The organism is Pseudoduganella sp. R-34 (genome assembly GCF_049904655.1).
Classification (GTDB): domain Bacteria; phylum Pseudomonadota; class Gammaproteobacteria; order Burkholderiales; family Burkholderiaceae_D; genus Rugamonas.
Window position 1 is genome coordinate 2,027,474 of sequence record NZ_CP184572.1, and the last position, 20,000, is coordinate 2,047,473.

Sequence of the window (20,000 nt, forward strand, 5' to 3'; positions counted from 1 at the left end):
CCGGCGCACCTTCTGGCGCCACGCATATCGATTGCGTGTGCAGCAGATGTGTCCATTATAGGGATTGGCTGTGACAGCACCATGACATAAATCAATCTTCGTTCAAACTTTGAAGAAAGCCACAGCGTCGAGCAGGATGTCGGCCTGGCCCGCCAGTTCTTCCGCAGTGGCCGCAAGCTGTTCGGCGGCAGCGGCATTGCGCTGGGTGGTTTCGCTGAGCTGGTTGATCGCTTCGCTGATCTGGCTGGCGCCGCTGCTTTGTTCGCGCGAAGCCGCGTTGATCTCTTGCACCAGCTCGGAAGTCTTGCGGATGCCGGGCACGATTTCCTTCAGCAGCTTGCCGGCGAGGTTGGCCACGGCCACGCTGTCCTGCGCCACGCCGCTGATCTCCTGCGCAGCGGCCTGGCTGCGCTCGGCCAGCTTGCGCACTTCCGCCGCCACCACGGCGAAGCCTCGTCCATGTTCGCCCGCGCGGGCGGCCTCGATGGCGGCATTCAGCGCCAGCAGGTTGGTCTGGTAGGCGATATCGTCGATGATTGCGATTTCCCTGGTGATCTGCTGCATCGCCGTCGCGGTGCGCGCCACGGCGTCGCCGCCTTCATCCGCGTAGCCGGCCACGCGTGCCGCCATCTCGTCCGTCACGCGCGAGTTCTCATGGTTCTGGAAAATCGACGCGCTCATTTCTTCGATTGAAGCGCTGGTCTGTTCCACGCTGGCTGCCTGCTCGGTGGAACTGGTGCTCAGGGCTTGCGCAGTGGCGCTGGCCTGTGCTGCCGCGTTGGCCAGCGTATCAGCCGACTGGCGCACGCTGGTCACGGTGGCGTGCAGGCGCTGGGCCATGTCCTGCACCATATAAGCCAGGCTGCGGCGGTCGTCCCGACGCAACTGCATGCGCTGCGTCAGGTCGCCCTGTGCGACTTGCTGCAATACCTGGCATACCTCCGATGGCTCGCCGCCGATCTGGTAAATCAGGTGGTGGCTGATCGCGTAGCCGACCAGGATCGCCAGCGTGGCAATGGCGATGATGCCGCCGGTGAGCAATTGGCGTGTCTTGTTTTGCTCATGCAAACGCTGTTCGATGTGGGCCGACAGCAGGGCGAAGGCGGTATCGTTGGCGCTGAATTGCTGGTCGATGGCGCGCGTGGTGGCGGCGATGTAATCCGGCGCGGCGTAGTCCAGCGTATCGGCCATGACGATGCGGGTACGCGCCAGTTCCGTCACTTCGGCAGCGGCAGCGGCGGCGGCGGTGACCGGAATGTCCAGCTTCTGCTTCAGCACAGGATTGGCGGCATAAGCCTTGCCCATGGTGCGCTGCATGCCAGCGCTGGAATGGCGCGCCTTGCTGAGCAGGCTGTACATGATGGCGCGGCCTTCGATGTCGATCTTGCGGGTGGCCAGGAAGCCGGCGCCGCGGGCACGCATCTGACCCAGGTCTTCGGCCACGCGCGGCAGGTCGAAATACGTGGCGCGCATCAGGTAGTAGGAGTCGGCGTCGGGATCGAGCGAGAGGCCGGACTGGTCAGCCAGCTGTTCGATGAAGAGCAGGATGAATTCGCACAGGGCGGTATGGCGCTGGTAGCTCTCCACCGTGGCCAGGCTGCGCGTGCTGACATCGCGCGCCAGGGCGCTCCACTCGTCGCGGATGCGGGCGAACATTTTGCGGTCCTGGCCATCGCCCTCGGCCAGCATGGACGACATGCCAAGCAGCAGGCGGTTGACTTCGGCCTCTTTGGCGCTGCGTTCACTGGCGAGCTGGCCGGCACCGACGAAGGCTGCCGACAGGCCACGGTGCTGCTGGATGCTTTGCAGCAGGTCGAGCGCCTGGGCGCCCGGTTTGAGACCGGTCTGCTCGACGGCGGAAAAGTGGAGGCTGCGGCTGTTTTCCGATAAGAACAAATAGAACGGTGGCGCGACCAGCAACACGGCAATGATGCCCAGCACTACAAAGCGTTGCCATAGTTTCATCCTATCCAGCAGGGTGGCCACCGCATTCTCCCAGGATTGCCAGGTCTGATCAGTGTAGCCGGGAATCGCTGGGCCCGATACCGCGGCAAGCCGTGCCGACTCTCGCTGCTATAATTCCACGCGGAAAACTTGCAGTTTATTTAACTCTGGAATCGTCAGCGCAGAATCCATCCATTCGCGAGACTTGAAAATGAAGAAAAGTACTATAGTCGTTGGGCTCCTGCTGGCAGCAGGCCTGGCACAAAGCGCCTTTGCCGCTGCCAAGGCGCCGCTGCTCAAGCGCAGCGCCGTCATGCAATGTGCAGACCGCAAGATTGAATTGAAGGGCGATTGCTTCAAGCAAGATGAGATCGCCGGCTTGTCCTGCACCAGGCAGCGCCTGAGCAAAGTCTGAATATGAAATCCCTGTTGAAGGCATCGCTTTCGATGATCGCGTTTTGCTGCATGGCGCAGGCAAAAGCAGCAGATGTTTATTCTCCTTACGGCTTGCATTGCCCGGCCGTCTCCACGCCATCTGATGAAGATATCAGCAAGGTTACAGGAAGTCTCGACCAGCGCTACCGTGCAGCCTGGGGGAAAGAGCGGAAGCCTGGCCAGCCGATTCCTACCAAGGCTATCGATCCCAGGTTAATGGAAGAGATCGCAGCAATCTCGGCGTGCGGCGCACTCATGGATCAACCCTCCTGCTCACAGTATTACGACCCTGAGTTTGGCGGGAAGGTTAGTGTCTTGATGGACCTGAGCGCTAAAGCTCCGGTCCGCAGGCAATTTGACGAAGCAATTGCGGCGCTGCCATCTGTCGAGGCGAGGAAGGCAGCCCTGCACTGCATCAAACTAGTTGGAAGGAAATAAGTTCGCATGAAGCCTGCATTTTTAACGGCACTGAGCCTTCTTTTGTCTTGCGCGGCGGCACCAGCGATCGCGGGTGAGGCTTACGCGCCGTTTGGCCTGCGTTGTGTCGCCGCAGCGACGAACGCAGACTCTACAAAAGTTGCGGAAAGCCTCAGCCTGCGCTTTTCGAAAGTCTGGGGAAAAGACTGGCTGACGAAGCCAACGCCGCCCGGCCAGATTGATCCGAAGGTCATGGAAGAAGTTGTCGCCATTTCGGCATGCGCAGCAATCGTCGATTGCCCGAATTACTTTAACCGCGAAATCGGTGGCGACCTGACGGTGTTTACCGACATTGGAACCAAAGTGCCATTGCGCAGGCAATTTGATGCAGCGGTGGCCGCGCTCCCTGCGTCGGAAGGCAAGACCGCGCTGCAAAGTTGCATGAAGCTCGAAGCCAAAAAATAAAAAAAAAGCCCGCTGGTTAAAGCGGGCTTAAACTATTTTCTTGGAGGAGAATAGTGGAGACATGTGCAATTATGGTGCGCCGCCACATATTAGTCCAATTTTCGTTTTCGATAATCGTTATTCAGATTTCGTATAACTAATCTTTTACTGGTACAACGTAGTTCAGCGCCATGCGGCCACCATCAACGAAAAGCGTCTGTCCGGTCATATAGCTGGCATCGTCGCTAGCGAGGAAAGCGCATATCGAAGCGACCTCTTCCGGCTCACCGCAACGCCCCAAAGGAGTGCGCGACAAAATGGTGCGTTTTGCTTCCGGGCTGGCCAGGACCGCCTGTTTTGCCAGTTCGGTCAGGATGGTGCCGGGGCCGATGCCGTTGACACGGATGCCATAAGGCGCCAGGTTCAGCGACATGACCTTGGTCAACTGGTTCACGCCACCTTTGGACACCACGTAAGGCACCTGGTCCGGGATTGCCAGTTCCGAGTTCACGCTTGACATATTGATAATGCAGCCGCTCTGCTGCTTGACCATTTCGCGTGCCACTGCCTGGCCGCACAGGAACATGGATTTCAGGTTAATGCCAAGCACGCGGTCGAAATCGGCTTCTGCCAGGTCGAGGAAGCTGCATTTGTGGGTCACGCCGGCGTTATTGACCAGGATGTCGATGCGGCCGAAAGCAGCCAGGGTGGTAGCGACCAGCGCGTCCACGTCGGCTTTCTGGCTGACGTCAGCGGTGAAGAAGCGGGCCTGGTCGCCCAGGGCTTCGGCAGCCTGGGCTCCTTCCGGCTTGATGTCCACCAGCATGACCTTGGCCCCTTCGGTAATGAGGCGCTGGGCGCAGGCCAGGCCGATGCCCTGGGTTGCGCCGGTGACGATGGCTACTTTATTCGTTAATTTCATAGTGCTTCCGCGGTTCGGTTAGGAAGCTTATTTTAGAGGATGACCGCGTCGTTGGGCAGTTGGTTGGGGCGTGCGCCGTCGGCGGGATAGTGGCGTGCCAACAGTGTGTTGAGCTGCTCCAGTGCCGAAAGAGTGGGGGCGTGGTAGTCGCCCTGGGCGAAGCCGGTGGTCATGGTGCGGCAGATGGTTTGCCATTCGGTGTCGGCAACCAGTCTGCCGACATGGCGGTCGGCCACGATATCCACTTCGCGCGCGGCGAGGTTGATGTAGATGAGGACTCCGCAGTTTTCCTCGGTATCCCAGACGCCGTATTGCGCGAACAGGGCGCGGGCGCGCTGGCGGTTGCTGACGTTGTTGAAGGCTGAAAGGGCGTCCAGGCCCGGTTCCACGATCAGGCGCACTTCGGCGCGATGGCGTTGTTCGCCTTGCGTGATGGCTTGTTCGATCGCTTGCAGGGTGGCTGGTGGGAAGGCGCGCTTGCCCACGCTTGTGCCGCTAGTCATATGCCGCCAGGCGCGCTTGCAGCGGCCGAAGAAACTTGTCGCTTGGGTTGTCATCACCAGTCTCCCGAGGCGCCGCCGCCATCGAAGCTGCCGCCGCCGCCGCTGAAGCCACCTCCGCCGAAATCGCCGCCACCGCCCCAGCTTCCGCCGCCGCTACGGCTTGCCGCGGCACTCAGGGCATTGCCCAGCGCGGCGCCGATCAGCACGCCTGTTGCGTCCGAACCCCAGCCGCCGCGCCGCAATCCCCGGCGCGAACCGCCGCGCATCATCGGCAGGATGACGAAAACGCCAAACAGCAGCAGGGGGAAGAGCCAGCCGGCCGACCAGCCGCCGCCATCGCGCCCGCCACGTCCGCTATCGCCATCGCCCGCGTTGCGACGGCCGGCCTGGCCCGTGCCTTCATCCGGGCCGCCTGGTGACCGGGTCTCGCCAGCGCTGTCCGGAACTTTCGCGCCGCCGGTATCCGCTGCGCTGCGCGCCAAGCCCGATTCTCCGCTGCCTGGAATGCCGCCTGCCCCCGCTGCTGCCGCCATACCGGCCACGCCAGCGTTTCCAGCTGCAGCGCCGCCGGCCGCCGAGCTTTGCTGCGCGCCGCCCAGCGTAGCTCCTGGCGCTGACGCGGATGCGGTGCGCTGTCCTCCCGGCGGAGCAGGGAAGTGCTCCTTATCAAGCAAGGTCGCGATCGAGCTCACGCCGGCCGCCAGCCCACCGTAAAAATCCCCTTGTCGAAAATGCGGCGCTATCACATCCTGCAGGACGCGCTTGGACTGGGCATCCGTCAGCGTCCCCTGGACCCCGCGGCCAGCCTCTATCCTCAGCCTGCGCAGCGAAGACGGATTATCCTTGGCCACTACCAGCAGCACACCATCATCAACGCCCTTGCGTCCCAGCTTCCACGCCTCTGCCACGCGAATGCTGTACTGCTCGATCGCCTCCGGCGCCGTGGACGACACCAGCAGGATGGCAATCTGGCTGCCCGTCTTGCGCTCATAATCGGCCAACACCCCATCGAGGGACGAGCGTTGCTGGGCGGTCAACATGCCCGCCTGGTCGGTAACGCGGGCCGCGTGCGCCGGCACGGCGGCGAAGCCATCGGCCGCCTGTGCGCCGGTGACGACAAGCGCAAGCAGCGCCATGATCGCCAGCCCGATCACCACCCTCAGCCACGGCGAGCCAGGCAAGATGGTCCAGCGCCGCGCATGCTCCGCCAGCCCGCCAGTACGCCGCGCCAGGTCGCGATCGATGAGCGGATCGCTCAACCGATCCTCATCGCGGCTGGAAGCCTTGCCGCCGCCGCGGGTATGCCGAGGTGTAGTCGCCATTGCGACTCCTTACTTCTTGTTGAAGTCCACCGTGGGAGCAGTTGAAATGGATTTTTCGTTCTCGACGGTGAAGCTGGGCTTCACGTCGTAGCCGAACATCTTGGCCGTCAGGTTGGTCGGGAAGCGCCGTGCCAGGACGTTGAAGTCCTGCACCGAGGCGATATAGCGCTGGCGTGCCACGGTGATGCGGTTCTCCGTGCCTTCGAGCTGCGATTGAAGGTCGCGGAAACTGGCATCGGCCTTCAGCTCAGGGTATTTTTCAGCCACCACCATCAGCCGCGACAGGGCATTGGTCAACTCACCCTGGGCCTGCTGGAATTTCTGCAGGGCTCCCGGATTATTCAGTACTTCCGGCGTCACCTGCACACTGGTGGCCGAAGCACGGGCCCGGGTCACTGCCTCCAGCGTTTCGCGCTCGTGCGAGGCATAGCCCTTCACCGTGTTCACCAGGTTCGGGATCAGGTCGGCCCGCCGCTGGTACTGGTTGACCACCTCACCCCACTGGGCCTTGACCGCTTCGTCCTTGGCCTGGAACTCGTTGTAACCGCAGCCGGACAGCAACACCGTTGCCAGCACACCCATTGCCAAAAATTTTCGCATCATTCGCTCCTTGGAACGTATTATCGAAATATACACGCAATCAGCCGGCGGCCATGTGCGGCAATGCACACACCCGGCCCGTTATAATGTTGGGTTTGCAACGCAAAGAATAAAGAGGCCCGCTGTGACATTTATCGAAAAATTATCCGCTGCCTGGGCAGCCAACGATTCCCTGCTGTGCGTTGGCCTGGACCCGGATATGGCGCGCCTGCCTGCGCAATTCCAGAACAAGCCGCAAGGCATTGTCCAGTTCTGCACCGGGATCATCGACGCCACTGCCGACCTGGCATGTTCGTTCAAGCCGCAGATTGCCTATTTCGCGGCACTGGGCGCGGAAGACCAGCTTGAAAAAATCTGCGCTTATGCCAAGGAAAACTATCCCCACATTCCGTTGATCCTGGACGCCAAGCGCGGCGACATCGGCGCCACCGCCAAGCAGTATGCGCGCGAAGCGTTCGACCGCTATGGCGCGGATGCGGTGACCGTCAATCCGTACATGGGTTCCGACTCCGTTGAGCCTTACATGGAGTGGAGCGACCGTGGCGTGATCATCCTGTGCCGCACCTCGAATGCGGGCGGCTCGGACCTGCAGTTCCTGAAGGTGGATGGCAAGCCGCTGTACCAGCACGTGGCCAAGCTGGTGGCGGAGAAGTGGAACGCCAACGGCCAATGCGCGCTGGTGGTGGGGGCCACCTTCCCGGAAGAACTGGCGCAGGTGCGCGGGATTGTGGGCGATATGCCGCTGCTGGTGCCGGGGATTGGCGCGCAGGGCGGAGATATTGAGGCGACCGTCAAGGCGGGCCGTACTTACAACGGTACCGGCATGATGATCAATTCGTCGCGTGCGATTTTGTATGCGGCTCCGCAAGGCGCGGAAGATTTCGCGGCTGCGGCACGCCGCGTGGCGCTGGAGACGCGCGACGCGATCAATGCGCACCGCGCCTGAAACCGGCAAACCAATGTCAGACCCACAGGGTCTGACACTAGGTGTCTGACCCTGTGGGTCAGACAACGCCGTACCGGTTTCAGTAGCGCTCCGGCGCAATCATTTCTACGTATTCGTACAAAGCCCCCAGCACCTCCTGCCCCCGCTCATCGGCCTCCGCCCCCAGGCGATCCAGCTCCGAGAACAACTCATCGACAGTACGTGCCCCGCCCGCGCCCTCAAACAAGCGCGCCGCACGATGCTGCTCCCAATGCTCATGCTCCTCCTCGGACAAGGTCTGCGGGAAATTGCGCGCGCGATAGCGGAAGAACAGTTCGCCCAACCGGTCATCCTGGAAATGCGGTGACGCCGACGCCAGCTTGGCCGGATGCTCGCGCCGCAAGGATTCCAGCAAGCGCTTGTCGCCATTGCTGACAAAGCCGCCATACAAATCCTCATCGACATCCGCCGGCTCGCCGACAGGGCGCCAGAACACCTGTTCCCAGATCGCCGACATATCCGGCCCTGCCGCAGCACGCGCAGCATGGGCACGCGCCGCCTCCAGGTCCAGTCCCCAGCGCTCGGCCAGTTCCGGCCGCAGCGTCTTCAGGTTCGACACCAGCATTGGCGACTTGTTCAGGTGGATGCTCTTGATCGGCAGGCGCGTCATCCCCTCCGGCATGGCGTCGGCGCGGGTAAACATGCGGATGCGGATCGTCTCCGCATCCAGCGCAAACAGCTCCTGCGGGTCATAAGTGCAATCCCACACCAGCAGCTCATTCTTGTTGGAGGGGTGCGGCGCCAGCGGCCACACCAGCGCCAGGCAGCCGCGCTCCGCCGGGAACATGCCCGACACGTGCAGGAAAGGCTGGCGCAACTCGCGCGCCAGGTGCAGCCCGATCTCCTCGGAGACGCGGTCCTTCTTGTGCAAGGCCAGGCAGAAATCGAACAGCTTCGGATGTTTCTGGCGGATCAGGCGGGCCAGGGCAATCGTCGCGCGCACGTCGGACAAGGCATCGTGCGCGGCTTCGTGCACCAGGCCATTGGCCTTGGTCAAATGCTCAAGCTTGAAGCTCGGTTTGCCGCTATCATTAAGGGGCCACTCAATACCTTCGGGGCGCAGCGCATAGGTCATCCGCACCACATCCAGCAAATCCCAGCGCCCGCACTGGTTTTGCCACTCGCGAGCGTAGGGATCGATCAGGTTACGCCAGAACAAGAAGCGCGTCACTTCATCGTCAAAGCGGATAGTGTTGTAGCCTACGCCTATGGTGCCAGGCTCCGAAAAAGCCTTCTCGACGGTTGCCGCGAACCTGTGCTCCGGCACGCCCTGCTGCAAAGCTTGCTGTGGGGTAATGCCGGTAATCAGGCAGGCGACCGGGTCAGGCAGGTAATCGTTGGCTGGTTGGCAGAACAACATGATCGGCTCGCCGATTTCGTTCAGCTCTGCGTCCGTACGGATCGCAGCAAACTGGGCTGGGCGATCGCGGCGTGGCACGGCGCCGAAAGTTTCGTAGTCATGCCACAGGAAGGTATGGTTACTCATGGTGCAAATGTTGGTTCTCGTTATCGAATGCTGAGGCAAGGAGGACTGCTGTGTCAAATACCATTTCCGTCAATACCCGTGCCACGCCCGCCGCCGCGAGCAGCGACACGGCCATTTCGGCGTCCACCCGCGCCAAGATGCAACTGAACGTGTCGATCCTGCAGGAATCGGCCTCGGTTTCGCTGAATTCCGAAAATGATCCGCTGGCGCTGGTCTACAAATCGGCAATCACCTCGATCAACGAGCAGCTTGAGTCTGATTTCGGGCCGGATGCGATCCAGAACGCCACCGGGCAGGACAACTCGCCGGAAGGCACGGCGGGGCGCATTGTATCGCTATCGACGGCCTTCTTCAGCGCGTTCCAGCAACAGCACTCCGAGCTGGAGGGGGATGACGCCCTGAATCGCTTCATGGACACGATCAAGGGCGGCATTGAAAAAGGCTTCAAGGAAGCCCGCGATATCCTGAAAGGCCTGAAGGTGCTGGGCGGCGACATTGCCTCCAACATCGACAAGACCTACGAGCTGGTGCAGAAAGGCCTGGATGCCTTTGCTTCGAATCAAAGGCAAGCTTCCTCCACCGACGAGTCCCAAAGCGGCAAGGTGGCGTAATAAAAGTCGGGGTCAGGTCTGGCAATCCGCCATTGCGCGAAGCGCAAAGTTCCTCGAGAAGCCAGACCTGACCCCGACTTTTATTTTGCGACTTCAACGCGGTTGCGGCCGGAATCCTTGGCGCGGTAGAGGGCCGCATCGGCGGCGGCGATGAGGGCCGTTTCGTCCTGGCCGGGACCCAGTGCTGCGACGCCGAAGGAACTGGTGATGTGCGGCAGCGGCAGGCGCATGTCGCTGAAGACTATCGCGTCGCGCATGCGCTGGCACAGGCGGCCGGCCACGGCTTCGGCCACCTGCACATTCGTCTCGGGCAGCACCACCATCATTTCTTCACCTCCGTAGCGAACCGCGAAGTCGGTTGGCCGCAAGGCGCCGGTGAGCACTTGCGCGGCAGCGCGCAGGGCTTCGTCGCCTTGCAGGTGGCCGTGGCTGTCGTTGAATTTCTTGAAGTGGTCGATGTCGAGCATGATCAGCGACAGCGGCTGGCCGGTGCCCTGGGCGCTGGCGACCAGTTGCGGCAGGAAGTCGTTCAGCCAGGCGCGGTTATACAGGCCGGTCAGGCCGTCCACCATCGAGAGCTGGCGATAGAACTCGCCAAGTTTTTGGCGCTTGCGCATCTGCGCGTTGGCGGCGCGGATACGGAAGGAAAGCAGGCGTAACAGATTGCGCGCTACGCCGTTGGCGGCGTCGATCAGTTCCCACGCCAGTTCCGATTCGATCACCAGCAGTTCGCTTTGCTCCAGCGCGGTAATCGCGGCCTGGTTGGCTTCTTCGTCGAGCACAGCCTGTTCGCCGACGCTCTCGCCGGGCAGGACTTTGCTGATGGTGCCGTCGGACATGCCGGTACTCATATCGGCCGCCACCGACAAGGCGCCGCGCAGTACGATGTACAGGCGGGCGCGCTGCGGGTCTGAGACCACTTCGCCTTGTTCGACCTGCACGATCGGGCAGTCCTTCAACAATGGTGCGATGCGCAGGCTGTCGGCGCCGCGGAATAGTTGCAAGGCCTGGATCTGGTAAGCGGAAGTGCCGAAGGTGCCAATCGGTTTCAAGATGAACTTTCTTACTGCGGTATCAACAGGTGTTAATGATAGCCTAAGTGTGGTTCAATATCGGCCATGACTTTTACCGACATCCTGGGCCAGCAACATGCGGCCGCTCCAAACGCGCGCATCGTTTCGCTGGTGCCTTCGATTACCGAGCTTCTTTGCGACCTGGGCCTGGCGCCGCAACTGGTGGGCCGAACGGGTTTCTGCATCCATCCGGCGGACGTGGTGCGTAATATCCCGAAGGTCGGCGGCACCAAGGACGTCAACATCGAAAAGATCCGCAAACTGGCGCCGACCCACCTGGTGGTGAACATCGACGAAAACGAAAAGCCTACCGTCGACAAGCTTGCGGAATTCGTGCCGAATATCGTGGTCACGCATCCGATCGAGCCGCGCGATAACCTGGCGCTGTTGCAGCTGATGGGAGGCGTGTTCTGTGCGCAGGAGCGCGCGGATGCCTGGTGCGGCGAGTTCGAACGCGAACTGGCGCTAATGCAAAAAGGCCGTCCGCAGCGCGTGCTGTACTGCATCTGGAAGGACCCGTGGATGACGGTCTCGCGCGATACCTATATCGCCCGCATGCTGGCGCTGATCGGCTGGTCGGTTCCCGAGATCGGCGACGTGCGCTATCCAAGCTTCCAATGGAGCGATGCGCTGGTGCATGACGTGGACCAGGTGCTGCTGTCGTCCGAGCCTTACCGCTTTACGGAAGAACACGTGGACGCACTGGAGCGCCAGATCGGCAAGCCGGTGCAGTTGGTCGATGGGGAAATGATGTCCTGGTACGGCAGCCGTGCCCTGCAAGGTATCCGATACCTGAAAGGCCTGGCCGCCGCGGGCTAGGAATTACTCTTCAGCCTCTTCGAAGTTGGGCTGGGACGTGTGGCGTTTGCCATCGTTCAGGCGGCCCAACGCGCTGTCGATGGCTCGTTGCAGCTTGTCTGCTGCGCCGTTGATGGATTGATGCAGGGTTGCGTCGTGGTCGGTGACGGCAATCGGCTGGTAGCCGTTGACGCGCGCCTCGATCATGCAGCGGATATCTCCGTCAGAGGACTTCTGTGCATTGCCTTCGCTGAGGTGGACGTCGACGCGTCCGATGTGCTCGCCGAACCGGTGGAGTGCAGTCTTGACCACTTCTTTCACATGGTCTTCCAGGCCTGCAGTACGTTCGATGGTTTTGTCGGTGTTCACACTGATTTGCATATGCTGCTCCCGTTTGTTAACCAAAACGTGTTGCCACGCGATTTCATCATACGCCTACATCAGCGAAGCCGCCATATTCACAAATAAACCCAGGATAAGAAGATTGAAGAAGAAGCTCAGCACAGACTGGCCCAGCACCAGTTTGCGCATGGCGGGCGCTTGCACCGACACGTCCGAAGTCTGCGCGGCGACGGCAATCGTGAAGGAGAAGTACAGGAAATCCCAGTAATCGGGCTGGGTCTCGCCGCCGGGGAATGACAAGGGGCGCTGGCGCCCCTCGGCGTTGTAATACAGGTGGGCGTAATGGAAGCAGAACAAGGTGCCGACCAGGAACCAGGAGCCTACCAGCGTCACCACCACAAAGGCGTAATGCAGCCCGCGTTCATTGGCGGGCATGTCGCGCAGGCTGGCCAGTTCGCTGCTGATGGCGATCATGCTGGCGACCGTGGCGACCACCAGGCTAGCCAGGATGGTTGCTGCGCGTTCATCCTGGCGAGCGGCGATGCGCTTCACCTCGCGGTGGTCGGCGCGCATCATCATCCAGCCAACTGTGAACAGGTACATCCAGACCGAGATGTCCCAGGCAGACAGCACGCGCACCAGCGGTTTCCAGTGCGATGGCAGGAACACCCCCGCCAGTGCGCCGACCGCGATGGCGGCGCTCAGGTGCGGGCGGCTGCGAACGATGTGGTAGCGCATGCGGCCAATCTTACTACTTGTCGTGATGGGGGAAGCGGTCCATGCGCGACAGGACAGGGAAGCGCCAGGCCCAGATGCCCGTCACGGCCAGCGTGGCGACGCCGCCGAAGACCACGGCGCGCGTGAGTCCCAGCCAGCCGGCAGTGACGCCGGATTCGAATTCGCCGAGTTCGTTGGAAGCGCCAATGAACACTGCGTTCACGGCGCTGACCCGGCCACGGATTTCATCGGGCGTTTCGAACTGCACCAGCAAATGGCGGACGTAGACGCTGATCATGTCGCCGGCGCCCAGCAGCAACAGGCAGGCGAGGGCGAGCGTGAAGCTGGAGGTGGTGCCGAGGATCACGGTGCAAATGCCGTACACGGCGACGCCACCGAACATCCAGACGCCGACGCGGCGTGTAATCGGCCAGAAGGCCAGCGCAATCGAGCACAGTGCGGCGCCGGCGCCCGGCGCGGTGCGCAGCAGGCCAAGGCCGGAGGGGCCGGTGTGCAGCACGTCGTGCGCCAGCGCCGGCAGCAGGGCAGTGACGCCGCCAAACAGCACGGCGAACAGGTCGAGCGAAATTGCCCCCAGCATGATGGGGCGTGACCAGACGAAGCGCAGCCCTTCCAGCACGCTGTGCCAGGTGGCCGGCTCCTTGCGCGTGGCCTGCGGGGCGGGACGGGTCAGGCACATCAGCACCACGGCCATCAGCAGCATGACGGAAGTGACGGCGTACACCGTGGCCGGGCCATACACGTAGAGCAGGCCGCCCAGCGTCGGGCCGAGGATCACGGCGACCTGGAAGGTCGAGCTGTTCAGCGCCACTGCGCGGCTGAAGTCCTCGGTGGGGACCATGTTGACCAATACTGCCTGGCCGGCAGGGCTCGAGAAGGCGCGCGCGCTGCCGTACAGTACCAGCACCGCAAAGATAGGCCAGACGGATTCGAAGCCGCTGTGCGTGTAGCCCAGCAGCGCCAGCCCGCACACCAGTTGCGCGCCGAGGCAGGTGGCAATGATGTTGCGGCGGTTGTAGCGGTCGGCGGCATGGCCGGCGTACAGGATCAGCAGCAGGAAAGGCGCGAATTGCGCCAGGCCGATCATGCCCAGGTAGTACAGGTTCTTGGTCTGTGCATAGACTTGCCAGCCGATGGCGACGTTCTGCATTTGAACGGCGATGGTGCCGAGCAGGCGAGCTGACAAGTAGAAGGCGAAGTTGCGGTGACGGAGGACGGAGAAGCCGTTGGATGACATACGTTTGCGTGCTTGGGGAGCCGTGGAGCGCTGCGCGCCCCACGGCACGCAGCGCGGGGAAAATATCAAGGTTGCTGGAGATCCGCTTCGGACGTGAAGGCGTCTGCAAAGAACTCGTCTTCCGGCAGCTTGCAGTCCTTGACGAAATCGCGCTTGGCCGATTCAACCACGATCGGGGCGCCGCAGGCGTAGACCTGGTAGCCCGACATGTCCGGCAGGTCGTCGATCACTGCCTGGTGGACGAAGCCGGTGCGGCCGCTCCAGTTTTCTTCCGGCAGTGCATCGGAAACCACCGGCACGTACTTGAAGTGGGGCAGTTCTTGCGCCCATTGGCGGCACAGCGCGTCCATGTACAGGTCTTGGGGGCGGCGGCCGCCCCAGTACAGCGTCATCGGGCGCTTGGAGCCGCTGGCGCGTTCGTGTTCGACAATGGCCTTGATCGGCGCGAAGCCGGTGCCCGAGGCCAGCAGCACCATCGGCTTGTCGGAATCGTCGCGCACGAAGAAGGTGCCCAGCGGGCCTTCGAAGCGCAGGATATCGCGCTCCTTCATGGTGCTGAACACCTGGTCGGTGAACAGGCCTCCCGGCATGTGGCGGATGTGCAAGGTGATCGCGCCGCCTTCCGGTGCGGTGGCAATCGAGTAGGCGCGGCGCTTGCCGTCGCGCAGCAGGAATTCGAGGTACTGGCCGGCCTTGTACTGGAAGGTTTCGTTGGCAGGTAGCTGCAGCGTCAGCACCATCACGTCCGGCGCCATTTTCTCCAGAGCGTTGACGCGGGTCGGCATTTTCTTGATCGGGAATTCGCCGCTGCCGACCACTTCGCGCGCTTGCAGCACCAGGTCGGAATGCGGAATCGCACAGCAGAACAGGGACATGCCGGCTGCTTCTTCTTCCTCGCTCAGGGCGCGGCGCTGGTGCGCCTTGTGGCTGACGGAGCCCGACACCACCTTGCCCTTGCAGGAACTGCAGGCGCCATTCTTGCAGCCGTAGGGCAGGCCGACGCCGGCGCGCATGGCTGCGGCCAAAACGGTTTCATCGTCTTCGCAGGTGAATTGGTGGCCGCTAGGCTGAACAGTTATTTGGAAAGACATACAATCTTAAAAATGGAAATCAGTAAAAAATTCAACAAGCCGCGCCTGCTGGTCATTGGTTGCGGCGATGTGGGCATGCGTCTGCTGCCTTTGGTGCGCGCGCATTACCGTGTATTTGCCGTGACCAGCCAGCGCGAGCGTTTTGCCGAATTGCGTGCGGCGGGCGCCGTTCCCCTGCTGGCCAACCTGGACCAGCCCGAATCGCTGCGTCGCCTGGCCGGGCTGGCGCACCAGGTCGTGCACCTGGCTCCACCGCCGGGCGAGGGTGTGCTGGATCGGCGCACCCGCAATGTGACCGCCATTTTACCTGACCGGGCGCAAGTGGTTTATGTGAGCACCACCGGCGTGTACGGCGACCTGGGCGGGCGCTGGGCTGACGAAACCCAGACCGTTGCTCCTCGCAATACGCGGGCGCTGCGGCGGGTTGATGCGGAGCAGGTGCTGCGGGACTGGGCGTGCCGCGCGCAAGGGCGACTGGTAATCCTGCGCGTGCCGGGCATCTATGCTGCGGACCGTTTGCCAATCAAGCGCCTGGAGCAGGGAACGCCAGCGCTGCGTCCGGAAGATGACGTTTTCACCAACCATATCCACGCCGACGACCTGGCGCGTGTTGTTTTGGCGGCCTTGCGCAAAGGATTTTGTAACCGTGTGTATCACGCAGTGGATGACACGGAACTCAAAATGGGGGACTATTTCGACATGGTGGCCGATCATTTCGGCCTGCCGCGCCCTCCGCGCCTGGATCGGGCAGCACTGGCGCAGGCCGTGGCGCCAACCCTGTTGTCTTTCATGTCGGAATCGCGCAGGCTGGCGAACCGGCGCCTGAAAGAGGAGTTGCAGGTACGGCTGCAGTACCAGGATGTTGCAGCCGCCTTGAGATGCATCAAGCGCCCGTGATGCTGCCGGCGCTATCTTGTGCCAACGTCTGCCAAGGAGGGCGCCATGTATAGCCATCCCACCAAGGAACAAGTCCGTGCTTACCTGGCCCAGCGCGGCCACGCCCACCTGCCTCCGCCTTCACCCGAGGAAATCAGGCGCCGCCTTGACTGGCGTTCGGAGTACACTCCTATGCCGGCTGCCCTGATGTACCTTCCCCCCGCACTGGCCTGGATCACGTTTGCCTGGCTCTGCTTGCCGTTTACTTTAGCAATAAACGACCATCAGTAGTCTTTTTGTTAAACAAGATGAATTCCTAGCACAGCTTTGTGCGCTACAATCTATCAAAATCTCACGGCGTTAAGCGAACGGCAATAAATCGGTGTATGATACCGTCCGTGTGCCGAAAATTGCGTCAATAACGGCTTTTTCTGGCGCTCTTTGTCGAAAATTCCGCCAATAATTTTGTTGTGACCACGCAACACATTGAAAAAGTACCCAGTCATGAGCTCTCTGAAAGAAATTACTGCATCGTCGACCTACAATCCGAACCGCGTTCTGGACGCCATCATCGAAAAGCTGCAACTGAAAAATGACGCAGCCCTGTCCCGCGCGCTGGAAGTTGCTCCACCAGTGATCAGCAAGATCCGTCACAACACGCTGCCAATCGGCGCGACGATCCTGATCCGCATGCATGAAATCAGCGATTTCAGCATTCGCGAACTGCGCGAACTGATGGCGCACTGAGCTTTCGCCCGGATGTAAAAAACGGCCGCACCTGCTTGGCAGGTGGCGGCCGTTTTCATTTGCGCGCTCGATCGGGCTCAGGCAGCTGCCAGGCGAGGACGGGCGGTGTAGAACAGCGATTGCGATGCGGCCTGGGCTTCGGCGCTGACGCGGCCGGAATAGGCGGTTTTCGCTTCGGCGGCGACACGGCCGGAGTAAGCGGTTTGCGCTTCAGCCGCCACGCGGCCTGAGTAGGCCGTCTTCGCTTCGGCTGCCACGCGGCCTGAGTAAGCGACTTGCGGCGCTGCCCCCGATGCGACGCGTCCGGAGTATGCCACTTGAGGCGCGGCTTCAGCTGCCACGCGGCCCGAGTAGGCCACCGCGACACGGCCGGAGTAGGCGACCTTCGGTGCAGCTTCGGCAGCGACACGGCCCGAGTAAGCCACTTGCGGCGCGGTTTCAGCAGCGACGCGGCCGGAGTAAGCGACCTTTGGCGCCGCTTCGGCGGCGACGCGTCCCGAATAGGCGACTTGCGGCGCGGCATTCGCGGCGACACGACCCGAGTAAGCCACTTGCGGCGCGGTTTCAGCAGCGACGCGGCCGGAGTAAGCGACCTGCGGCGAAGCCTCGGCAGCGACACGGCCAGAATAGGCTACCTGCGGCGCGGCTTCAGCAGCCACACGGCCCGAATAGGCAACTTGCGGCGAAGCCTCGGCGGCGACGCGACCCGAGTAAGCGACTTGCGCGCCCGCTTCGGCAGCCACGCGGCCGGAGTAGGCCACCTGCTGGCCAGCTTCATCTGCCACGCGGCCCGAGTACGCAAGCTGGGCGCCATCCGCTGCAGCCTCGGTTGCGACACGGCCCGAATAAGCAACCGCGCTGCGGAAATAGTCTTCACCGAAGGTTTCTTCATACAGCTCCTTCATGCGGTTGCCCACGCGTTCATGCGCCTCTTCATCGTCTTCGCCGCGCAGGCCGATGTACGGGAAGTGGTGCAGGTAGTAGCCGAACACATTTTCGCAGTCGATGAAATACTTCATCGTGTCGAGGATGTGGTAGTGCCAGAAGATGTCCACGTCCATCAGCGGAGCGGTCTGCTCGTTGGGGAACATTTTCATCAGGTACAGGAAGCGACGGTATTCGAATTCGATTGCGTTAACCTTTTCCAGCGACCAGCCTTCGCCAGATTCCACATGCATCAGTTTCACCTTGATAGGTTCGAGGTCCAGGTCGGCAATAGCCTTGAAGCTTTCAGCAGAAATCATGAGTGACATCCCTTTATGGTGAGCGAATTTAAGACTGACTGAAGAGAGAGAAGACGCCGTTCTAGGGGGCTGGTGTTGTACTGCCTGGCATCTGAGGCGTTCGGAGTTGGGAACGCGTGTTGATGTAGATCAACTAGCTCAAGTATAGACATGGCCCCCGCTAATGCAAGTAACAATTCAAGCGTGCGCGGATTAAACAACACAGGAATGCTCCTTTCAAATCAATAGCTTGTCGCATCGCCAAATGTTACAAATGCATTTTTGCTGAGCTAGGGAAAGGGAGTTTGATTTGGATCAACGACGGCAGGCAAAATCCTACCGAGTGGTAAAAATGCCTAAGCGCTGAGGCGCATATCGTCGGCCGGCGCCACGCGGTAGCCGACGGGGACAGCAATGCTGACCGTGGTGCCGCCGTGTGCAAGGCTGGTGATCGAGCAGTTCCCGCCAAGCAGGCTGATGCGCTCCTCGATGCCGACCAGGCCGAACGAGCCGGCCTTGTGCCGGCTGGCCGTATTGATGCCGATGCCGTTGTCGCTGATGGTCATGCGCAGCATGCCATGCGACTGGTGCAGTTCAACGCGCACCATCGTGGCCGATGCATGCTGGTGGATATTGCTGAGCGATTCCTGCAGCACGCGGAAGAAGGCGGTTGCGCAATGATCGTCGACGCCATGATCGGCCACCGCGTCTTCAGTGAATTCGCACTTGATGCCGGAGCGCAGGCGGAACTGCGCGATCTGCCATTCCACGGCAGCCGACAGTCCGAGGTCCAGCACATTTGGCCGCAAATCGTTGATGATCTGGCGCACGCTGCGGATGGTATTGTCGATCTGGTGCAGCGTGGCGCGCGCCCGCGCATGCAATCGCGGATGGGTTTTTTCAGTGCGCGTGGCGAGGATATCGGCTTCAATGCGCAGGGCCAGCAGGTTCTGGCCCAGGTCATCGTGGATCTCGCGCGCGATACGCTTGCGCTCTTCTTCCTTGATGTGGTCCGCGTGCGCGGCCAGGCGGCGCAGGCGATGGTGCGACAGCTGCAGGCGCGCCTGGCTGTCGCGCAACTCGCGCGTCATGGCGCGCGCCAGCTTGACGGCGCGGCGGCGCGAAGAGGCCAGCGTGATAAACAATGCATAAATCAACACGCTTGCACCGAAACCCATGCTGCCTGCCAGCGCGGGCAGGTATTGATCGAAGTTCGAATACAGTGCGCGCTTCGGCACGCTGAACTGGGCATGCCACGTGCGGCCGTGGAATTGTATCGGCAGCTCGGTGACGAAATGGCCGCTGTCGGCGCCTGGCATATTGGGCTGGCTGTCGAACAGCAGGGTGGCCGCCCTGCCGATACTGCTGCTATCGCGCAGGACAACGCGCACAGCGCTTACCGGCATTTCACCGAGCGCGACGTCGACCAGGCGCGGCACGCTGAAGCCCAGGCCTACCGACCCGATGCAAGCAAGGCGCCGTTCCGCGACATTGGTAATCGGCATGCCGTTACGGTAAATGGGGATGCGCATTGCCATGCCTACGTGGCTTGGGGCGCTGCGCAAGGGGATGGGCTGGCCGGAGCTGCTCAAGGCGCCCTGGTCGCGTGCCGAGAACAGGGCGCCTGCAACGCCCGGCCGGGCTGCGATATCGAGCCCATAACGGTCGCCGAAGCCTTCGAGCGGTTCGATCAGTGTCAGCACCGCGTATTCAGGACGCTTCCCTTCAGGGTGCAGGCGGTAGGTGGGGTAGAGCTTGTCTGTGAGCTGGCGCTGGCGGGCTTCCGCCGCCGGACGTTGCTCATCCGTGTAGTACTCGGCGAAGTTGATGTTGTCGATGGCCGGGTAATTGTGTTCCAGGTCCAGGCCTTGCACGTAGCGGTGGAAGGTTTGCCTGGTGACTTCACCGCCGGCCTGGAAGTAGCTGGCCGCGGCTCGCAAGACATCGGTATATGCCTTGATACTGGTATTGATATTGAACTGCGTATTGCGGGCCTGGTTATGAAAGCGGGTGCGCGCTTCGCTCTCGACGGAGCGGGTGGCAACCGTAAACAGTCCGAGGCCGACGCCCAGCGATAGCGCAATGCCCAGCCACCACAAGGGTTTGGACGGAGAAAACAGGCTGAGCTGTAGGCGGGTCATTGCGCGACTATAAGAATTCCCACCATTCAAGGTCAAGTTGCAAAAACGCCACTTTGATTGAAATC

General features: G+C 61.6%; 22 protein-coding genes. 9 read left to right on the plus strand and 13 right to left on the minus strand.

The annotated features are described in order from the left end of the window. Positions 1-102: 102 nt before the first annotated feature. Positions 103-1,965, minus strand: coding sequence for a methyl-accepting chemotaxis protein (locus ACN9MW_RS09285; RefSeq protein WP_426170129.1), 1,863 nt, complete (start codon positions 1,963-1,965; stop codon positions 103-105). A 190-nt stretch (positions 1,966-2,155) separates the two neighbouring features. On the opposite strand from ACN9MW_RS09285, the gene ACN9MW_RS09290 reads away from it, so the two are divergent. From ACN9MW_RS09290 to ACN9MW_RS09300, 3 genes are read left to right on the plus strand one after another with little or no spacing between them, the layout of a single operon-like run. Next, complete coding sequence (locus ACN9MW_RS09290) at positions 2,156-2,359, plus strand: hypothetical protein (RefSeq protein WP_426170131.1); 204 nt, start codon at positions 2,156-2,158, stop codon at positions 2,357-2,359. Positions 2,360-2,361: 2 nt separating this feature from the next. Further along, positions 2,362-2,817 carry a hypothetical protein gene (locus ACN9MW_RS09295; RefSeq protein ID WP_426170133.1) on the plus strand — a complete coding sequence of 152 codons (456 nt, stop codon included), beginning with the start codon at positions 2,362-2,364 and terminating at the stop codon, positions 2,815-2,817. 6 nt (positions 2,818-2,823) lie between these two features. Continuing rightward, on the plus strand, positions 2,824-3,261 hold the full coding sequence (locus ACN9MW_RS09300; protein ID WP_426170135.1) for a hypothetical protein: 438 nt from the start codon (positions 2,824-2,826) through the stop codon (positions 3,259-3,261). Between the two features lie 136 nt (positions 3,262-3,397). Here ACN9MW_RS09300 and ACN9MW_RS09305 read toward each other — a convergent pair whose 3' ends face one another. From ACN9MW_RS09305 to ACN9MW_RS09320, 4 genes are read right to left on the minus strand one after another with little or no spacing between them, the layout of a single operon-like run. Then, positions 3,398-4,162 carry an SDR family NAD(P)-dependent oxidoreductase gene (locus ACN9MW_RS09305; protein WP_426170138.1) on the minus strand — a complete coding sequence of 255 codons (765 nt, stop codon included), beginning with the start codon at positions 4,160-4,162 and terminating at the stop codon, positions 3,398-3,400. Positions 4,163-4,194: 32 nt separating this feature from the next. Next, a complete protein-coding gene (locus ACN9MW_RS09310) occupies positions 4,195-4,719 on the minus strand; it encodes a TPM domain-containing protein (protein ID WP_426170141.1) in 525 nt (174 codons plus the stop codon). Further along, positions 4,719-5,987 (minus strand): TPM domain-containing protein, encoded by a 1,269-nt coding sequence (locus ACN9MW_RS09315; RefSeq protein ID WP_426170143.1) that lies wholly within the window; start codon positions 5,985-5,987, stop codon positions 4,719-4,721. Before ACN9MW_RS09315 ends, ACN9MW_RS09310 begins: the two co-directional genes overlap by 1 nt. Before the next feature lie 9 nt (positions 5,988-5,996). Beyond that, positions 5,997-6,590, minus strand: a complete 594-nt coding sequence (locus ACN9MW_RS09320; protein WP_426170145.1) for a LemA family protein — start codon at positions 6,588-6,590, stop codon at positions 5,997-5,999. Between the two features lie 121 nt (positions 6,591-6,711). Here ACN9MW_RS09320 and pyrF point away from each other — a divergent pair, with 121 nt between their 5' ends. Beyond that, positions 6,712-7,533, plus strand: a complete 822-nt coding sequence (pyrF, locus tag ACN9MW_RS09325) for an orotidine-5'-phosphate decarboxylase (protein WP_426170149.1) — start codon at positions 6,712-6,714, stop codon at positions 7,531-7,533. A 79-nt stretch (positions 7,534-7,612) separates the two neighbouring features. On the opposite strand, the gene sbcB is transcribed toward pyrF, so the two are convergent. After that, entirely contained in the window at positions 7,613-9,058 is a 1,446-nt protein-coding gene (gene sbcB / locus ACN9MW_RS09330; RefSeq protein WP_426170152.1) for an exodeoxyribonuclease I, read from the minus strand. A gap of 50 nt (positions 9,059-9,108) precedes the next feature. On the opposite strand from sbcB, the gene ACN9MW_RS09335 reads away from it, so the two are divergent. After that, complete coding sequence (locus ACN9MW_RS09335) at positions 9,109-9,669, plus strand: DUF5610 domain-containing protein (protein WP_426170155.1); 561 nt, start codon at positions 9,109-9,111, stop codon at positions 9,667-9,669. 80 nt (positions 9,670-9,749) lie between these two features. Here ACN9MW_RS09335 and ACN9MW_RS09340 read toward each other — a convergent pair whose 3' ends face one another. Then, positions 9,750-10,721 carry a diguanylate cyclase gene (locus ACN9MW_RS09340; RefSeq protein WP_426170157.1) on the minus strand — a complete coding sequence of 324 codons (972 nt, stop codon included), beginning with the start codon at positions 10,719-10,721 and terminating at the stop codon, positions 9,750-9,752. 66 nt (positions 10,722-10,787) lie between these two features. Between ACN9MW_RS09340 and ACN9MW_RS09345 the strand changes: the two genes are divergently transcribed. Then, a complete protein-coding gene (locus tag ACN9MW_RS09345; protein ID WP_426170159.1) occupies positions 10,788-11,561 on the plus strand; it encodes a helical backbone metal receptor in 774 nt (257 codons plus the stop codon). 3 nt (positions 11,562-11,564) lie between these two features. Here ACN9MW_RS09345 and ACN9MW_RS09350 read toward each other — a convergent pair whose 3' ends face one another. From ACN9MW_RS09350 to ACN9MW_RS09365, 4 genes are all read right to left on the minus strand, one after another. After that, positions 11,565-11,921, minus strand: a complete 357-nt coding sequence (locus ACN9MW_RS09350; protein ID WP_426170162.1) for an HPF/RaiA family ribosome-associated protein — start codon at positions 11,919-11,921, stop codon at positions 11,565-11,567. 54 nt (positions 11,922-11,975) lie between these two features. After that, positions 11,976-12,620, minus strand: a complete 645-nt coding sequence (locus ACN9MW_RS09355) for a DUF1345 domain-containing protein (RefSeq protein WP_426170165.1) — start codon at positions 12,618-12,620, stop codon at positions 11,976-11,978. A 13-nt stretch (positions 12,621-12,633) separates the two neighbouring features. Beyond that, positions 12,634-13,857, minus strand: a complete 1,224-nt coding sequence (locus ACN9MW_RS09360) for an MFS transporter (RefSeq protein WP_426170167.1) — start codon at positions 13,855-13,857, stop codon at positions 12,634-12,636. 65 nt (positions 13,858-13,922) lie between these two features. Further along, positions 13,923-14,948 carry a CDP-6-deoxy-delta-3,4-glucoseen reductase gene (locus tag ACN9MW_RS09365; protein ID WP_426170170.1) on the minus strand — a complete coding sequence of 342 codons (1,026 nt, stop codon included), beginning with the start codon at positions 14,946-14,948 and terminating at the stop codon, positions 13,923-13,925. A gap of 12 nt (positions 14,949-14,960) precedes the next feature. Between ACN9MW_RS09365 and ACN9MW_RS09370 the strand changes: the two genes are divergently transcribed. The 3 genes from ACN9MW_RS09370 (at position 14,961) to ACN9MW_RS09380 (ending at position 16,571) form a co-directional block, all read left to right on the plus strand. Continuing rightward, the gene (locus ACN9MW_RS09370; protein ID WP_426170173.1) at positions 14,961-15,845 is read left to right on the plus strand and encodes an SDR family oxidoreductase; all 885 of its coding nucleotides are present in this window, start codon (positions 14,961-14,963) and stop codon (positions 15,843-15,845) included. A 45-nt stretch (positions 15,846-15,890) separates the two neighbouring features. After that, positions 15,891-16,115 (plus strand): hypothetical protein, encoded by a 225-nt coding sequence (locus ACN9MW_RS09375; protein WP_426170175.1) that lies wholly within the window; start codon positions 15,891-15,893, stop codon positions 16,113-16,115. A 213-nt stretch (positions 16,116-16,328) separates the two neighbouring features. After that, on the plus strand, positions 16,329-16,571 hold the full coding sequence (locus tag ACN9MW_RS09380; RefSeq protein WP_130315086.1) for a hypothetical protein: 243 nt from the start codon (positions 16,329-16,331) through the stop codon (positions 16,569-16,571). A 77-nt stretch (positions 16,572-16,648) separates the two neighbouring features. On the opposite strand, the gene ACN9MW_RS09385 is transcribed toward ACN9MW_RS09380, so the two are convergent. Together ACN9MW_RS09385 and ACN9MW_RS09390 are read right to left on the minus strand one after the other, a co-directional pair. Next, on the minus strand, positions 16,649-17,815 hold the full coding sequence (locus tag ACN9MW_RS09385) for a glycine-rich domain-containing protein-like (protein ID WP_426170178.1): 1,167 nt from the start codon (positions 17,813-17,815) through the stop codon (positions 16,649-16,651). 335 nt (positions 17,816-18,150) lie between these two features. Next, complete coding sequence (locus tag ACN9MW_RS09390; protein WP_426170181.1) at positions 18,151-19,935, minus strand: CHASE domain-containing protein; 1,785 nt, start codon at positions 19,933-19,935, stop codon at positions 18,151-18,153. Positions 19,936-20,000: the final 65 nt, after the last annotated feature.

Excerpts from the sequence above, each read along its gene's own strand:
- ACN9MW_RS09365 (WP_426170170.1), bottom strand. The coding sequence starts at position 14,948 with ATGTCTTTCCAAATAACTGTTCAGCCTAGCGGCCACCAATTCACCTGC.
- ACN9MW_RS09300 (WP_426170135.1), top strand. The coding sequence starts at position 2,824 with ATGAAGCCTGCATTTTTAACGGCACTGAGCCTTCTTTTGTCTTGCGCG.
- ACN9MW_RS09285 (WP_426170129.1), bottom strand. The coding sequence starts at position 1,965 with ATGAAACTATGGCAACGCTTTGTAGTGCTGGGCATCATTGCCGTGTTG.
- ACN9MW_RS09320 (WP_426170145.1), bottom strand. The coding sequence starts at position 6,590 with ATGATGCGAAAATTTTTGGCAATGGGTGTGCTGGCAACGGTGTTGCTG.
- ACN9MW_RS09370 (WP_426170173.1), top strand. The coding sequence starts at position 14,961 with ATGGAAATCAGTAAAAAATTCAACAAGCCGCGCCTGCTGGTCATTGGT.
- ACN9MW_RS09305 (WP_426170138.1), bottom strand. The coding sequence starts at position 4,162 with ATGAAATTAACGAATAAAGTAGCCATCGTCACCGGCGCAACCCAGGGC.
- ACN9MW_RS09360 (WP_426170167.1), bottom strand. The coding sequence starts at position 13,857 with ATGTCATCCAACGGCTTCTCCGTCCTCCGTCACCGCAACTTCGCCTTC.
- ACN9MW_RS09345 (WP_426170159.1), top strand. The coding sequence starts at position 10,788 with ATGACTTTTACCGACATCCTGGGCCAGCAACATGCGGCCGCTCCAAAC.
- ACN9MW_RS09375 (WP_426170175.1), top strand. The coding sequence starts at position 15,891 with ATGTATAGCCATCCCACCAAGGAACAAGTCCGTGCTTACCTGGCCCAG.
- ACN9MW_RS09290 (WP_426170131.1), top strand. The coding sequence starts at position 2,156 with ATGAAGAAAAGTACTATAGTCGTTGGGCTCCTGCTGGCAGCAGGCCTG.
- ACN9MW_RS09390 (WP_426170181.1), bottom strand. The coding sequence starts at position 19,935 with ATGACCCGCCTACAGCTCAGCCTGTTTTCTCCGTCCAAACCCTTGTGG.
- sbcB (WP_426170152.1), bottom strand. The coding sequence starts at position 9,058 with ATGAGTAACCATACCTTCCTGTGGCATGACTACGAAACTTTCGGCGCC.
- ACN9MW_RS09315 (WP_426170143.1), bottom strand. The coding sequence starts at position 5,987 with ATGGCGACTACACCTCGGCATACCCGCGGCGGCGGCAAGGCTTCCAGC.
- ACN9MW_RS09355 (WP_426170165.1), bottom strand. The coding sequence starts at position 12,620 with ATGCGCTACCACATCGTTCGCAGCCGCCCGCACCTGAGCGCCGCCATC.
- ACN9MW_RS09380 (WP_130315086.1), top strand. The coding sequence starts at position 16,329 with ATGAGCTCTCTGAAAGAAATTACTGCATCGTCGACCTACAATCCGAAC.
- ACN9MW_RS09295 (WP_426170133.1), top strand. The coding sequence starts at position 2,362 with ATGAAATCCCTGTTGAAGGCATCGCTTTCGATGATCGCGTTTTGCTGC.
- ACN9MW_RS09310 (WP_426170141.1), bottom strand. The coding sequence starts at position 4,719 with ATGACAACCCAAGCGACAAGTTTCTTCGGCCGCTGCAAGCGCGCCTGG.
- ACN9MW_RS09385 (WP_426170178.1), bottom strand. The coding sequence starts at position 17,815 with ATGATTTCTGCTGAAAGCTTCAAGGCTATTGCCGACCTGGACCTCGAA.
- ACN9MW_RS09350 (WP_426170162.1), bottom strand. The coding sequence starts at position 11,921 with ATGCAAATCAGTGTGAACACCGACAAAACCATCGAACGTACTGCAGGC.